This is a genomic window from Pseudomonas ogarae (assembly GCF_014268695.2).
Classification (GTDB): domain Bacteria; phylum Pseudomonadota; class Gammaproteobacteria; order Pseudomonadales; family Pseudomonadaceae; genus Aquipseudomonas; species Aquipseudomonas kilonensis.
On record NZ_CP077086.1, the window covers coordinates 6490129 to 6504215 of the forward strand.

The 14087-nt window shown below is 60.7% G+C and carries 12 protein-coding genes; 5 read left to right on the top strand and 7 right to left on the bottom strand.

Going from position 1 to position 14087, the window contains the following annotated elements; translation table 11 throughout:
• Window positions 1-17: 17 nt before the first annotated feature.
• Genes HU749_RS28840 through HU749_RS28850 form a run of 3 tightly spaced genes read left to right on the top strand, consistent with a single transcriptional unit; the run spans window position 18 to window position 2069 of the window.
• A complete protein-coding gene (locus HU749_RS28840) occupies window positions 18-698 on the top strand; it encodes an amino acid ABC transporter permease (RefSeq protein ID WP_014340792.1) in 681 nt (226 codons plus the stop codon).
• Window positions 695-1345, top strand: coding sequence for an amino acid ABC transporter permease (locus HU749_RS28845; RefSeq protein WP_003206735.1), 651 nt, complete (start codon window positions 695-697; stop codon window positions 1343-1345). Before HU749_RS28840 ends, HU749_RS28845 begins: the two co-directional genes overlap by 4 nt.
• Window positions 1332-2069: an amino acid ABC transporter ATP-binding protein gene (locus HU749_RS28850; RefSeq protein ID WP_024619803.1), complete on the top strand. Its 738-nt coding sequence runs from the start codon at window positions 1332-1334 to the stop codon at window positions 2067-2069. The genes HU749_RS28845 and HU749_RS28850 overlap by 14 nt, the downstream gene beginning before the upstream one ends.
• A gap of 3 nt (window positions 2070-2072) precedes the next feature.
• Here the strand turns inward: HU749_RS28850 and HU749_RS28855 are convergent, their stop codons facing one another.
• The 4 genes from HU749_RS28855 to HU749_RS28870 form a co-directional block, all read right to left on the bottom strand.
• A complete protein-coding gene (locus tag HU749_RS28855) occupies window positions 2073-2579 on the bottom strand; it encodes a DUF1120 domain-containing protein (protein ID WP_050586223.1) in 507 nt (168 codons plus the stop codon).
• Window positions 2548-5157, bottom strand: coding sequence for a fimbria/pilus outer membrane usher protein (locus tag HU749_RS28860; protein ID WP_189664536.1), 2610 nt, complete (start codon window positions 5155-5157; stop codon window positions 2548-2550). The genes HU749_RS28855 and HU749_RS28860 overlap by 32 nt, the downstream gene beginning before the upstream one ends.
• An 8-nt stretch (window positions 5158-5165) precedes the next feature.
• Complete coding sequence (locus HU749_RS28865; RefSeq protein ID WP_413037919.1) at window positions 5166-5864, bottom strand: fimbria/pilus chaperone family protein; 699 nt, start codon at window positions 5862-5864, stop codon at window positions 5166-5168.
• A 191-nt stretch (window positions 5865-6055) separates the two neighbouring features.
• Entirely contained in the window at window positions 6056-6706 is a 651-nt protein-coding gene (locus HU749_RS28870; RefSeq protein ID WP_186649338.1) for a DUF1120 domain-containing protein, read from the bottom strand.
• Between the two features lie 379 nt (window positions 6707-7085).
• On the opposite strand from HU749_RS28870, the gene ppx reads away from it, so the two are divergent.
• Complete coding sequence (gene ppx, locus HU749_RS28875) at window positions 7086-8588, top strand: exopolyphosphatase (RefSeq protein WP_079303030.1); 1503 nt, start codon at window positions 7086-7088, stop codon at window positions 8586-8588.
• 157 nt (window positions 8589-8745) lie between these two features.
• On the opposite strand, the gene ppk1 is transcribed toward ppx, so the two are convergent.
• Window positions 8746-10962 (bottom strand): polyphosphate kinase 1, encoded by a 2217-nt coding sequence (ppk1, locus tag HU749_RS28880; RefSeq protein ID WP_046065744.1) that lies wholly within the window; start codon window positions 10960-10962, stop codon window positions 8746-8748.
• Between the two features lie 17 nt (window positions 10963-10979).
• Window positions 10980-11993: a porphobilinogen synthase gene (gene hemB, locus HU749_RS28885; protein ID WP_046065745.1), complete on the bottom strand. Its 1014-nt coding sequence runs from the start codon at window positions 11991-11993 to the stop codon at window positions 10980-10982.
• Window positions 11994-12198: 205 nt separating this feature from the next.
• Here hemB and HU749_RS28890 point away from each other — a divergent pair, with 205 nt between their 5' ends.
• Window positions 12199-12822, top strand: a complete 624-nt coding sequence (locus HU749_RS28890; RefSeq protein ID WP_041476197.1) for a DedA family protein — start codon at window positions 12199-12201, stop codon at window positions 12820-12822.
• Here the strand turns inward: HU749_RS28890 and HU749_RS28895 are convergent.
• Window positions 12803-14038 carry a sterol desaturase family protein gene (locus tag HU749_RS28895; RefSeq protein WP_079303031.1) on the bottom strand — a complete coding sequence of 412 codons (1236 nt, stop codon included), beginning with the start codon at window positions 14036-14038 and terminating at the stop codon, window positions 12803-12805. The genes HU749_RS28890 and HU749_RS28895 overlap by 20 nt on opposite strands.
• Window positions 14039-14087: the final 49 nt, after the last annotated feature.

Below are 14087 nucleotides of genomic sequence, written 5' to 3' on the forward strand. Positions count from 1 at the left end.
CGCTTGAGAGGCTGAGCATGGCTTATCAGTTCGATTTTCTACCGGTGGTGCAAAACACCGAGCTGCTGTTGCGCGGTGCGCTGTTCACCCTGGAACTGACGGCCATCGGCACGTTGCTCGGGGTCAGCCTGGGCATCGTCGGGGCCGTGGTGCGGGCGTGGAACATTCGCCCGTTCGCGGCGATCTTCGGCGTGTACGTGGAGTTGATCCGCAACACGCCGTTCCTGGTGCAGCTGTTTTTCATCTTCTTCGGTTTGCCGTCCCTGGGCCTGCAGATTTCCGAATGGCAGGCGGCGGTGCTGGCGATGGTGATCAATCTCGGCGCCTACTCCACCGAGATCATTCGCGCCGGTATCCAGGCAATTCCGCGGGGGCAACTGGAAGCCGCCGCGGCCCTGGCGATGAGCCGTTTCGAGGCCTTCCGCCATGTGGTGCTGCTGCCGGCGCTGGGCAAGGTCTGGCCGGCCCTGAGCAGCCAGATCATCATCGTGATGCTCGGCTCGGCGGTCTGCTCGCAGATCGCCACCGAAGAGTTGAGCTTTGCCGCCAACTTCATCCAGTCACGTAACTTCCGCGCGTTCGAAACCTATGCGCTGACCACACTCATCTACTTGTGCATGGCGCTGTTGATCCGCCAGTTCCTCAACTGGGTGGGCCGCCGCTGCCTGTACAAGAGCGGCAACGGGAGCGGCCGATGAGCGATTTCACTTTCTGGGACGTGGTGCGCAACCTGCTCACCGGCCTGCAATGGACCCTGGCGCTGTCGCTGGTGGCGTTTATCGGTGGCGGCGTGATCGGTTTGCTGATCATGGTGCTGCGCATCTCCAAGAGCGCCCTGCCCCGCAACATCGCCCGTACCTACATTGAGCTGTTCCAAGGCACACCGCTGTTGATGCAACTGTTCCTGGTGTTCTTCGGCGTGGCCCTGGCCGGGGTGGAGATTTCCCCCTGGATGGCGGCGGCAATTGCCTTGACGCTGTTTACCAGCGCCTACCTGGCGGAGATCTGGCGCGGTTGTGTCGACTCGATTTCCCACGGCCAGTGGGAAGCCTCGGCGAGCCTGGCCCTCAACCCGCTGGAGCAGTTGCGCTACGTGATCCTGCCCCAGGCCCTGCGCATCGCCGTGGCGCCGACCGTGGGCTTTTCGGTGCAAGTGGTCAAGGGCACGGCGGTGACCTCGATCATTGGCTTTACCGAACTGACCAAGACCGGCGGCATGCTCGCCAACGCCACGTTCGAGCCGTTCATGGTCTATGGCCTGGTCGCCCTCGGTTATTTCCTGCTCTGCTACCCCTTGTCCCTCAGTGCGCGCTACCTGGAAAGGAGACTGCATGCCTCTGCTTAGAATTACCGCCCTGCATAAATACTACGGCGATCATCACGTGCTCAAAGGCATCGACCTGAGTGTCGAGGAAGGCCAGGTGGTGGCGATCATCGGCCGCAGCGGCTCAGGCAAATCCACCTTGCTGCGCACCCTCAATGGCCTGGAATCGATCAACGATGGCGTGATCGAAGTCGACGGCGAATACCTCGATGCCGCCCGCGCCGACCTGCGCAGCCTGCGGCAGAAAGTCGGGATGGTGTTCCAGCAGTTCAACCTGTTCCCGCACCTGACGGTGGGCGAGAACGTCATGCTCGCGCCGCAAGTTGTGCAAAAAGTGCCCAAGGCCAAGGCGGCCGTGCTGGCGCGGCAGATGCTGGAACGGGTCGGGCTTGGGGAGAAATTCGATGCGTTCCCGGACCGCTTGTCCGGCGGCCAGCAACAACGGGTTGCGATTGCCCGGGCGCTGGCGATGTCGCCGAAAGTGCTGCTGTGCGACGAAATCACCTCGGCCCTGGACCCGGAGCTGGTCAACGAAGTGCTCAGCGTGGTGCGGCAGTTGGCCAAGGAAGGCATGACGCTGATCATGGTCACCCATGAAATGCGTTTTGCCCGGGAAGTCGGCGACAAACTGGTGTTCATGCACCAGGGCAAGGTGCATGAGGTGGGAGATCCCAAGGTGTTGTTCGCCGATCCGCAGACGGCCGAACTGGCGAACTTCATCGGCACCGTGGAACCGGCGGCTTGACGTTCAGTTGCCAGGGACCAGCTCGAAGCGCCCGCGACCGTCGATCAAGGTTTCGTCGCGCACCCGGGTCGCACTGACTGGCAAGTAGGTCTCGATCTCCACTTGCGCCGTAAACATCCGCCCCTGGATGGGAGCACCTCCCTGCCGGGCAACCAGGGTCTGGCCAGGCAACAAACGACTGCTCTGCTCCAGGGAGCGCGCTCGCCCCTGGAACAGTTCGACAGCCTGCCCATCCAGCCGGGGCCGCTTGAGGCTTAGCGTGAAACTGCCTTGCAATCCCAGGCTGAAGGCTTCGGGGCCGGCGCCAGGGCTGTCGAAACGCAAAGCCATGGCGGTGGGCTGGGGGCAGACCACGTTCAGGTTCAGGGTTCGCATGCCAAGCGCCAGCTCAGCCTTGCCCGGCTGCTCGACCAGCAGCTCGCCCCGGTGCAGGCGGCCATAATCGACCCGATCCTGGCTCAGCGACACATTGCATTGCTCAGCTTTCGCTGGGCTCGTCAGCATCAGCATCAAGCAGCTCAGGTAACCCAGGCTCCTCGGCAGAGGCCATTTGCTCAGTCTCGGATGAGGAAAAATCACGGCATACCGCCGAAGCGGTCTCATAGGGGAGATCTTCATCATTGTTTTCCATAAGTTCGAATTGCAACTGACAGGTCCGGGAACCGGGCAACGACACTTTCAGGGCCTGCTGCCCAGCGATATCGCCGAGGAAAATCATGCCTTCGCCGGCCACGCTGGTGAGGAAGTCGTCATTGTCGGCCAGCACCGAGACACCGTGTGGAAGTGCCTGGCCGCCTTCGTCACGGGCATGCAGTAACAGCCTGCGTACGTTGACCACCGAGAAATCGACGGCATTGAACGAGCCACGCCCGGCGCTCAGCACCTTGGTGCCATTCTGGATATCCACACGCTTGGGCAGTGAGCGTGTGTCCACTTCAAGACGACTGCTGCTGTAGGCCGGCAAACTGGCGATGACGGCTCGTCCCTTGGAGTCTGTCCACACGGGACCTTGCGGCGTGCTTATCCGAGCCCCAGGGACGCCTTCCAGGGAAACGACACCAAACGTTTCCTGGACTCTGTAAGGAGAGAACGTCACACCTTGCCCATGGGCCACGACACCGCCCTTGAGGTAACCACTGTAGTTGGTGCTGAAGCGGTCCTGGCTGGCCGTCAGCCCGACCTGGGTAAAGAGCGGCGTAGCGTTGACGTTGCCTCGCGTCAGGGATTGCGGGTGGTTCAGCCCCTGTTCGGTGCCCACCTCATAGTTGAGGTACTCATTGACGCGCTCACTGTAGGCAGCCGCCATCGTAGAGCGGCTTCCCTGGTGCCTTATCGAGGAACGAGCTCGCTGGTCCTTGCCCAGCGGCACGCTGACCTGCAGGCGTACCGACACGCCCTCGTCGTAAGCACTCGATGTGCCCACTGCCGAATCCACATACGCACTCACACTGGCGTGTCTGAACGCTTTGCTCCAGGAGCCATGCAAACGCGCGTACGTCTGGTCATCGAATTGCGACGATTGCGAGTAACCCACCGAGAAACCACCCAGCGCCGGCTCGAACCAACTGAGTGCGGCGGTGTACTGGTCTTTGAAGCGCGACACGAGAAAATCATCCCGGTCAGTATTTTTGTCGACGTAGCGGATCTGCGAGACCTCGCGGTAACCCGGCGTTTGCCGGGTGGCGCTGAGTGTCAGATCAAGGTTGTCGGCCAATGAAGTACCCAGCGAAAGACTGCTGCGCGCGCCGGACTCACCGCTGGCCTTGTCGCGCGAGACATTGCTGCGCGCGCCCACCGTCAGATTTTCCATTGGTCGAGTATCGAGCCCCAGGCCCACGGCCTGATAAGTCTGCGCACCCACCAGGCCGGTACTGAACGCCGAGCTCCGTCCGACGCCCCAGCTTGCGCTCCCCATCGCCAGCAACGGCTGCTTCCCCTCGCCCTCTCCGGCCCCACGTACCTGGCCGAGGGAAACGTAATAACCCGACTGAGCGGGTGCCGCGCCCCGGAAAGACGCCGCCGGCACGACAAAGCGCTGCTCTGCGCCATTGTCTTCGATCACGCTCACGTCAAGATCGCTGGTGCCGTTGAGCAGCGGCAAGTTGCTCAGTGTGAAGGGGCCTTCCGGAACCAGCGTTGTATAAATCAATGCACCGGACTGGCGGACCTCCACACGGGACTGGCTCAGGGCCAGCCCTTCCACCACAGCGCCACTCGCGCCACCGCCGCGCTTTACGCCGTCGGGGAAGAACTGGAGACCGGCGAACTGGACACCACCAAACACCGGACTGTTGCTGGAAAGCTGCCCAGCCTGAAAAGTGGACTGCCATGGCAACACGTCGCGCTGCGCATAGGCGTACAGATGCTCGCTACGTTGCTGTCCATTGATTGAGGTGTTTAGCTGGCGACTGCGCACGATCCAGTCCCCCAGATTGACACCGGCTTCCGTGGCCAGGGAAAAGTAACGGCTTGTGCCGCCTGAACGCGATTGGCTTTCCAGGCCCAGCACGTCGTAATTGAGCAGGCCCGCCAGACCACCGCCGGAAAACCTCCCCTCGTCCAGCCCCGGCTCTCGCAACGCCTCAGCCGAGACCACTAACGCGACCTCTTCGCGATTGGGGCGCAGGCTCACAACGGTGGTGGGGTATTGGCCGAGGAAATCATGGCATGCCTGGTCGCTCCCTTCCCCTTGCTCAGTGATTGCCGCCGGTACGCGCAAACCGGCCCTTTCCAGGAAGTCCCGGGTAAAACACAACTCACCCTCGCGATCAAATCGTGCCTCGGTCAATCCAAGTTGATTGCCATTGACCCGCAGATTCACCACCTGCGCGCCCTCGTGAAAACGCGGCGCGTTACGAAAGTAGTCCGAAACCCCCGGGTCGATCCCCCGTGACGAGAGTATCGATGCATCGAATTGCGCAAGCGTCTCGCCGGCCTTGCCCTGTTCCTGCGCAAGCACATAGCCACCCGCGCCACACCAGATCGCTGCGCACAAGATCAACTTGCGCGAACAGAGATTCCCGGCAGCCCATCCGCAAACGAATCGACGCCCGCCGTCGCGCACGTCAAGGCATGGCACGGCCTGCATGACCGTCATCATTGAGTCACGACCGGCGCATCGAAGTTACCAATCGCAAAACCGTACAGGGTCGCAGGTTGGATCGTGACCGACGTCACGGCTGACGTGACCTCCTTCAAGGGGGCTGTCAGGGTTTCGCCTGGCAAGATATAAGTGCGGGGCAGGGAAACCGGGGTGTCCAGCGGATTCAGTTGTACACGCTCGGACAAGCGCACCACATAGGGACTGTCGTTCTGAACCGCGAGGTTTTCCCCGTCGACTTTCCACTTCAACAGTTCCCAGGGCGACGGATGCCGCCGCAGACCCTTGGGATGAATGATCAGCGGCAGGTTATGCCGGATGTTGATGCCCACCGTGGCACCGCCAGCGGATTTCTTCTGCGGGATACCTTCGAAGGTGACCCGCTTGAGTCGCTGGGTCTTGAGCGGCTCCTTGAATGCCCCGATCAAACGGATCAACTGCGTTTCGCCCGCATCGACCCGCATGATCGGCGGCGTCACGATCACCGACAACTCGGTGTCTTCCGGTATGTGTTCAACTTTCGAATGAAGCAGCGTCGGGCCGGCATCGGTATTTTTAAGATTGATACTGGCTTCGCCATTTTCTTCGTAAAAAATGACCACCGTGGTTTCCGGCTGCATGCCGGCAGCCAACGTCAAGCCGCAGAAAAGACAACTGAGGCACAGTGATGCACTCAGAGAAAATCCACGTTTCAATAAAAAGTTCAAGACACACTCTCCCGCCACGAATAATAATTCATGAAGCGACATATATAATTTGAACAACAAGACTCAAAAACGACCGCTGGCTGATGCATGACGTTTATTCGTCATCAGCTTCAACCAGCGGTACAGAGCTACTATGCCAAGTAAAAGAGCCAGTGCCGGGATCGGGACTGGCATTGACGTCAGATGTAGCTCAACTCGAGTGTTGCACTGCCATCTATCTGGAGATCATCCCGTACAACAAGTTCGGTAGTATTGTTGATCGCGGCTTGGATTTCCAACTCACCAGAGACGGTAGTCAAAAGATGCGGACTATTTTGCCCGCTAGGAGACCACGAGAGGATGTATTGGGGTTGGCTACGCAAAAAATCGCCCGCTCCAAACCAATGGCTTCCGCCGGTCAGGATTGTTCTGAAGTCTGTGCCTCCGTCTACGGAGTAGTTACGAACATGTACGCTGTAGGCACCGATCTTTCCGCCATCAGCGTTTGCACCCAATCCAAAGCTATTGACTGGAGCAGCAAGACTAGGATCAATCACCTCCATGGCTTCATGCTTTTTACTGCCTGCCCGATTATCGCTGGCGGTCAAGCCAACAAGCGTCGGCCCATCGCAGGTAATGTTGAACGCCGTATTCAATTTTTGCAGCGCGGTGTAATCAACGGGGCTTAAATCACCAATGGTAACTCGCCCATAATCGACCGCCAAAGTAGGAATATTCAACGAGCAACTGCCAGGAACGATACTGCCCGTCACCTGCAAATCAGCAGCTTGAACATTGGCACAGGCCAAAGCGAGGAGACTGACCGCTGCCAACCCAGATATTTTTTTCATTTCTTTGTTTCCTTAACTAGCATCAATGGGATGCCGCTCATGCAACGCTCGGGAATTCCTTATCCCAGCAGTCCAACTTGGCAGACAATATCCTCCCTGAACCTGAAGCAGTCGCAACAACTAACAGCACGGCGGAATTGCCGAACGGAAGTCTCGGTTAAGTTTCCCCAAAAATAAGCCGGAAATATCAACTGGCATTGTAGGAAATGACTACGAACTAATTAGCAATAGATGTTTTCTTACAAACACCTCCCACTTAGACGCTTGTTCTGTCTCCCCAACCAAATAGCTCGTCAGAGGCCGAACCTCGGCGGCATCCGTTGGCGGCGGCGGTCGATCGTGGCAGGATGGCTGGGTTATCGACCGAGATCCTTCAACCATGCCGCATTCCCAAGCCAAGAATCTTTCCCTGATCGCCGCTATCGACTTGGGCTCGAACAGCTTCCATATGGTCGTGGCCAAGGCCCAGAACGGTGAAATCCGGATCCTGGAGCGACTTGGCGAGAAGGTTCAACTGGCCGCGGGTATCGATGAAGAGCGCAAGCTCAGCGAAGAATCGATGCAGCGCGGGCTTGATTGCCTGAAACGTTTCGCCCAACTGATCAACGGCATGCCCCTCGGAGCTGTGCGGATCGTGGGCACCAACGCCCTGCGCGAGGCGCGCAACCGTGGCGAGTTCATCCGCCGTGCCGAAGAAATCCTCGGGCATCCGGTGGAAGTCATTTCCGGCCGTGAAGAAGCGCGCCTGATCTATCTGGGCGTCTCCCACACCTTGGCCGACACGCCGGGCAAGCGCCTGGTAGCGGACATCGGCGGCGGCAGTACCGAATTCATCATTGGCCAGCGCTTCGAACCGCTGCTGCGCGAAAGCTTGCAAATGGGCTGCGTCAGCTACACCCAGCGTTATTTCCGCGACGGCAAGATCACCCCGGCCCGCTATGCCCAGGCCTACACGGCGGCGCGCCTGGAAATCATGAGCATCGAACACGCCCTGCACCGCCTGACCTGGGACGAAGCCATCGGCTCCTCGGGGACCATTCGTGCCATCGGCCTGGCCCTCAAGGCCGGCGGTCACGGCACTGGCGAGGTCAACGCCGAGGGCCTGGCCTGGCTCAAGCGCAGGGTGTTCAAGCTCGGCGAAGCGGACAAGATCGATTTCGAAGGCATCAAGCCCGACCGCCGGGCGATTTTCCCCGCGGGCCTGGCCATCCTCGAGGCGATTTTCGACGCCCTCGAACTGCAACGCATGGACCACTGTGAAGGCGCCCTGCGCGAAGGCGTGCTGTATGACCTGCTGGGGCGTCATCATCACGAAGACGTGCGCGAACGCACCCTGGGCTCGCTCATGGAGCGTTATCACGTCGACCTGGAACAAGCCGTACGGGTCGAGCGCAAGGCGCTACATGCCTTCGACCAGGTCGCCGATGACTGGGACTTGAACGACGGGGTGTGGCGCGAGTTGCTGGGCTGGGCCGCCAAGGTCCATGAAGTGGGCCTGGACATTGCCCACTATCACTACCACAAGCACGGCGCCTACCTGATCGAGCATTCGGACCTGGCGGGTTTCTCCCGGGAAGACCAGCAAATGCTCGCGCTGTTGGTACGCGGCCATCGACGCAACATTCCCAAGGATAAATTTGCCGAGTTCGGCGATGACGGCATCAAGCTGATTCGCCTGTGCGTGCTGCTGCGCTTTGCGATCCTGTTCCACCACATCCGTGGCACCCAGGAAATGCCCCAGGTGGCCTTGCACGCCGACGGCGATCAACTGGACGTGATGTTCCCCGAAGGCTGGCTGGAAGAGAACCAATTGACCCAGGCCGATTTCGCCCAGGAAGCCGACTGGCTGACCCGGGTCGGGATTGTGTTGAACATCCACTGATTGCTTGCTGGAGTCCCTAGTGGCTCAACTGCAATCCATTGTGGCGAGGGAGCTTGCTCCCGCTGGGCTGCGCAGCAGCCCCACATCTTGGGGAGGGCTTCGCCCTCCAGCGGGAGCAAGCTCCCTCGCCACAAAAGCCAAGCTCGCTTCCGAGCGTTTAACGAACCGCCAACACCGGGCTGCTCAAGCGCTCGAGCAACGTCGCCTGGGCGCTGCGCGGGTTCTGGTTGCCGGTCGGCGTGTTGCGGATGTAACGGCCATCCGACTGCAAGCTCCAGCTGTGGGTGTTGTCGGTAAGGTAGCTTTCCAGCTCTTTCTTGACCCGCAGGATCAGCTTCTTGCCTTCCACCGGGAAGCAGGTCTCGACCCGCTTGTCGAGGTTGCGCTCCATCCAGTCGGCGCTGGACAGGAACATCTGCTCCTCACCGCCGTTGAGGAAGTAGAACACCCGCGTATGTTCCAGGAAGCGCCCGATGATCGAGCGTACATGGATGTTGTGGGAAACCCCCGGGATACCCGGTCGCAGGCAGCACATGCCCCGCACCACCAGGTCGATGCGCACGCCCGACTGGCTGGCCTTGTACAACGCACGAATGATCTTCGGGTCGGTCAGCGAGTTGAACTTGGCAATGATGTGGGCCGGCTTGCCGTCCAGGGCGAACTGCGTCTCCCGGGCGATCATGTCGAGCATGCCCTTTTTCAGGGTGAACGGCGCATGCAGCAGTTTCTTCATGCGCAGGGTCTTGCCCATGCCGATCAACTGGCTGAACAGCTTGCCGACGTCTTCGCACAAGGCATCGTCAGAGGTCAGCAAACTGTAGTCGGTGTACAGGCGGGCGTTGGCGGCGTGGTAGTTGCCGGTGCCCAAGTGGGCGTAACGCACGATCTCACCGGCTTCACGGCGCAGGATGAGCATCATCTTGGCGTGGGTCTTGAAGCCGACCACGCCGTAGATCACCACCGCGCCGGCCGCTTGCAGGCGGCTGGCCAGTTGCAGGTTGGATTCCTCGTCGAAGCGCGCGCGCAATTCGATCACGGCCGTGACTTCCTTGCCGTTTCGCGCTGCGTCCACCAGGGCATCGACGATTTCCGAGTTGGCGCCACTGCGGTACAGGGTCTGGCGTACCGCCAGGACGTGCGGGTCCTTGGCGGCCTGGCGCAGCAGGTCGACCACCGGTGTGAACGACTCGAACGGGTGCAGCAGCAGGATGTCCTGCTTGCTGATCACGCTGAAAATGTTCTCGCTGTTTTGCAACAGTTTCGGGATCTGCGGTGTGAACGGCAGGTATTGCAGTTCCGGATGGCTGTCCAGGCCGGTGATGCTGAACAGTCGGGTCAGGTTGACCGGGCCGTTGACCTGATACAGCTCGGTCTCATGCAGGTTGAACTGCTTGAGCAGGTAGTCGGACAGGTGTTTGGGGCAGGTATCGGCCACCTCCAGGCGCACCGCATCACCGTAGCGACGGGAGAACAGCTCGCCGCGCAGGGCGCGGGCCAGGTCTTCGACGTCCTCGGTGTCCACCGACAGGTCGGCGTTACGCGTCAGGCGGAACTGGTAGCAACCCTTCACCTTCATGCCCTGGAACAGGTCATCGGCGTGGGCGTGGATCATCGACGACAGGAACACATAATTGTCGCCAGGGCCGCCGACGTCTTCCGGCACGCGGATGATGCGCGGCAGCAGGCGTGGCGCCGGAATGATCGCCAGGCCGGAATCGCGACCGAAGGCGTCGATGCCTTCCAGTTCGACGATGAAGTTCAGGCTCTTGTTGACCAGCAGCGGGAACGGGTGCGTCGGATCAAGCCCGATCGGCGTGATGATCGGCGCGATCTCGTCGCGGAAATAGCGGCGCACCCAGGTCTTGATCTTGGTGTTCCAGTTGCGGCGACGGATGAAGCGCACCTGGTGCTTTTCCAGCTCCGGCAACAGGATGTCGTTGAGGATCGCGTACTGCCGGTCCACATGACCGTGGACCAGTTCGCTGATGCGCGCCAGGGCCTGGTGCGGTTGCAGGCCATCGGCGCCGGCCTGTTCACGGGCGAAGGTGATCTGCTTCTTCAGGCCGGCGACGCGGATCTCGAAAAACTCATCCAGGTTGCTGGAAAAGATCAGCAGGAATTTCAGCCGTTCCAGCAGCGGATAGGACTCGTCCAGCGCCTGCTCCAGCACGCGGATGTTGAACTGCAGTTGCGACAGCTCGCGATGGATGTACAGGCTGCTGTCATCCAGGTTGGGAATCACAATCGCCGGGGCCGGTGCGGGCTCGACAACAGCCGGGGCAGCAGGCTCCAGCGTCGGCGGTGTCTCGGCAACCTGCTCGACCACGGGTTGAGCGTCTTTTACGGCAACTTCGGAGAGTCCTTCGGTATTCATCGCAAGTTCCTGGGAGGCTATTTCTGCTCTCGTAACAATTGGGCGGCGCGCACAGCAAAGTAAGTCAGGATGCCATCAGCACCTGCGCGCTTGAAAGCGGTCAAGGACTCCAGGATCACCCCTTCGCCCAACCAGCCGTTCTGGATCGCGGCCATATGCATCGCGTACTCGCCGCTGACCTGATAAACAAAGGTCGGCACTTTGAATTCGTCTTTGACCCGGCAAAGAATGTCGAGGTAAGGCATGCCAGGCTTGACCATGACCATGTCTGCCCCTTCTGACAAGTCAGCCGCCACTTCGTGCAAGGCTTCCTGACTGTTGGCCGGGTCCATCTGATAAGAGGCCTTGTTGGCCTTGCCCAGGTTCAGGGCCGAGCCGACCGCGTCGCGGAACGGGCCGTAATAGGCGCTGGCGTACTTGGCCGAGTAGGCCATGATCCGCACGTTGACGTGACCGGCCACCTCGAGGGCTTCGCGGATCGCCTGGATGCGCCCGTCCATCATGTCCGACGGCGCCACTACCTGGGCACCGGCCTCGGCGTGGGACAAGGCCTGCCTGACCAGTGCATCGACGGTAACGTCGTTCTGCACGTAGCCTTCTTCATCGAGGATACCGTCCTGCCCGTGGGTGGTGAACGGGTCCAGCGCCACGTCGGTGATCACCCCCAGCTCTGGAAAGCGCGCGCGCAGGGCACGGGTCGCGCGTTGGGCGATGCCTTCCGGGTTCCAGGCTTCGGCGGCGTCCAGGGACTTGAGTCCCGCAGGCGTAACCGGGAACAAAGCCAGCGCCGGAATGCCCAGCTCGACCCACTGGGCGGCTTCTTCGAGCAGCAGGTCGATGGTCAGGCGTTCCACCCCGGGCATCGACGCCACCGCTTCGCGACGGTTCTCACCGTCCAGCACGAATACCGGCAGGATCAGGTCATTGGTGGTCAGCACGTTTTCACGCACCAGCCGACGAGAGAACTCATCACGGCGGTTGCGACGCAGGCGGGTTGCAGGGAACAGACGATTGGCGGGGGTAAAGCTCACGGCAGACTCCTGAGCCCGTGCTGACGGGCGAGCGTGACAGTTATAAGCGCCCATTATGACGAAGACATTACAGTTATGTGCACCTGCGTCCTGTCGTCGCAGTTATTGTCATTGTAGGAATTGTTCACGTCGAGACACATTTCGATACTTTCCTGAATGTGCCCGAAGGGTTAGGCTGCGCGTTCATTTCGCCAGCACCCAGACAATGCTCCAACAATTTCTGCATGACTTCGGCTACTTGGCCTTGTTTATCGGCACGTTCTTCGAAGGCGAAACCATCCTCGTGCTCGCAGGTTTCCTGGCGTTCCGTGGCTACATGGACATCAACCTGGTGGTGGTCGTAGCGTTCTGCGGCAGCTATGCCGGCGATCAGCTGTGGTATTTCCTGGGGCGCAAGCACGGCCGCAAGCTCTTGGCGCGCAAGCCGCGCTGGCAGTTGATGGGGGATCGAGCACTGGAGCACATTCGCCGGCATCCGGACATCTGGGTCCTGAGCTTCCGTTTCGTCTATGGCCTGCGCACGGTGATGCCGGTGGCGATCGGCCTGTCAGGTTACCCGCCGGGTCGCTACCTGTTGCTCAATGGTATCGGTGCAGCGATCTGGGCCACGGCATTGGCCGCTGCCGCGTACCACTTTGGCGCGGTGCTCGAGGGCATGCTGGGCAGCATCAAGAAGTATGAGTTGTGGGTACTCGGCGCACTGCTGGTGCTGGGCCTGGTCCTGTGGCTGCGCCGACGCATCAAGAATGCCCGGCTGGCCAGGAAAATCCTCGAAGCCGAGCGCCTGGAACAGGCCAGGACCGGCGAACCTACGACGCCAACCGAGTAAACCGGGCGCGGCAGCAATACAGCCCGATGCCGCTGAGCAGGCTGTAGCTGAGCAACCCGGCCCAGGCCAAGGGACTTGCCGGCCACAACCCGGCCAGTGGCGCCAGCCATACCAGCGGCAGGTTCGAGGCCAGTCGCAACAGCTCCAGCCGCAACGCCCACGGACGATTCTCCAGGGCCACGCCCAACACGAACAGACCGAACGCCACCGCCCCCCAACCCAGCACCAGGGCGGCGACTGGCAGGCTGCCTTCAAGGTTCATCAGATAACTGCCCAGGGCAATGTAGGTGCAGAACTGCAGCGCCACGTACCACTGCTGGCGCAAGTCCAACGGCACTTCGAACTTGCGGAACTGGCTCAGGTCCGGCTTGTTCAGCGGGTACTTGGCCGCGACGTCCGTCGGACGCCAACCGGTGGGCATGAACCAGATCCGCAACTTGTCCCACCAGTGCTCGGCCCGCCGCGCATCGGCCCACAGCTGCGCATAGAACTGCAGGTTGGCCCACACCGGATTCCAGCTCGCCAGCGGCGTGGTCACGCCAAAAATCACCGGCTCGTTGGCGTCTTCTTCCTGAAAGGTACCAAACAGACGGTCCCAAATAATGAACACCCCGCCGTAGTTGCGATCCATGTAGAGAGGGTTCTGTGCATGGTGGGCACGATGATTGGACGGCGTCACGAAGCACCACTCCAGCCAGCCGAGCTTGGGAATGTGCTGGGTGTGAACCCAGAACTGGTACAGCAGATTCAACGCCGCGACGCTGACGAAGACCATCAACGGCACGCCCAGCACGGCGAGCGGGACGTAGAAGATCCAGCTCAGCAGGAACCCGGTGCTGGTCTGGCGCAACGCGGTGGAGAGGTTGTAGTCCTCGCTCTGGTGGTGCACCGAATGGGCCGCCCAGAGGATGTTGCGCTCATGGCCCATGCGGTGCAGCCAGTAGTAACAGAAGTCGTAGACCACGAAAGCGAACACCCAGGTCCAGGCCTGGTCGGCGGGCAATTCAATCACCGCCAAGTGTTCGACTGCGAAGGCGTAGGTGACAAGTCCCACGCCCTTGGTCAGCAAACCGGTGGTGGTCGACAGCACGCCGGTGCTCAAGCTGTTGATCGCGTCTGCCACGCGGTAGTGGCTCACGCCGCGCCAGCGATCGGCCAGCAACTCGACGGCGATCAGCACGAAGAAGAACGGCACGGCATACAGGATGAAATTCATGACGCAACCCGGGCATACAAGGCAGGGAGATAGTCGGCAGATTAGGTGT

What these genes read in the sequence shown, in the direction of transcription:
- HU749_RS28840 (WP_014340792.1), top strand. Translation starts at nt 18, where the DNA reads ATGGCTTATCAGTTCGATTTTCTACCGGTGGTGCAAAACACCGAGCTG.
- HU749_RS28845 (WP_003206735.1), top strand. Translation starts at nt 695, where the DNA reads ATGAGCGATTTCACTTTCTGGGACGTGGTGCGCAACCTGCTCACCGGC.
- HU749_RS28850 (WP_024619803.1), top strand. Translation starts at nt 1,332, where the DNA reads ATGCCTCTGCTTAGAATTACCGCCCTGCATAAATACTACGGCGATCAT.
- HU749_RS28855 (WP_050586223.1), bottom strand. Translation starts at nt 2,579, where the DNA reads ATGCTGATGCTGACGAGCCCAGCGAAAGCTGAGCAATGCAATGTGTCG.
- HU749_RS28860 (WP_189664536.1), bottom strand. Translation starts at nt 5,157, where the DNA reads ATGCAGGCCGTGCCATGCCTTGACGTGCGCGACGGCGGGCGTCGATTC.
- HU749_RS28870 (WP_186649338.1), bottom strand. Translation starts at nt 6,706, where the DNA reads ATGAAAAAAATATCTGGGTTGGCAGCGGTCAGTCTCCTCGCTTTGGCC.
- ppx (WP_079303030.1), top strand. Translation starts at nt 7,086, where the DNA reads ATGCCGCATTCCCAAGCCAAGAATCTTTCCCTGATCGCCGCTATCGAC.
- ppk1 (WP_046065744.1), bottom strand. Translation starts at nt 10,962, where the DNA reads ATGAATACCGAAGGACTCTCCGAAGTTGCCGTAAAAGACGCTCAACCC.
- HU749_RS28890 (WP_041476197.1), top strand. Translation starts at nt 12,199, where the DNA reads ATGCTCCAACAATTTCTGCATGACTTCGGCTACTTGGCCTTGTTTATC.
- HU749_RS28895 (WP_079303031.1), bottom strand. Translation starts at nt 14,038, where the DNA reads ATGAATTTCATCCTGTATGCCGTGCCGTTCTTCTTCGTGCTGATCGCC.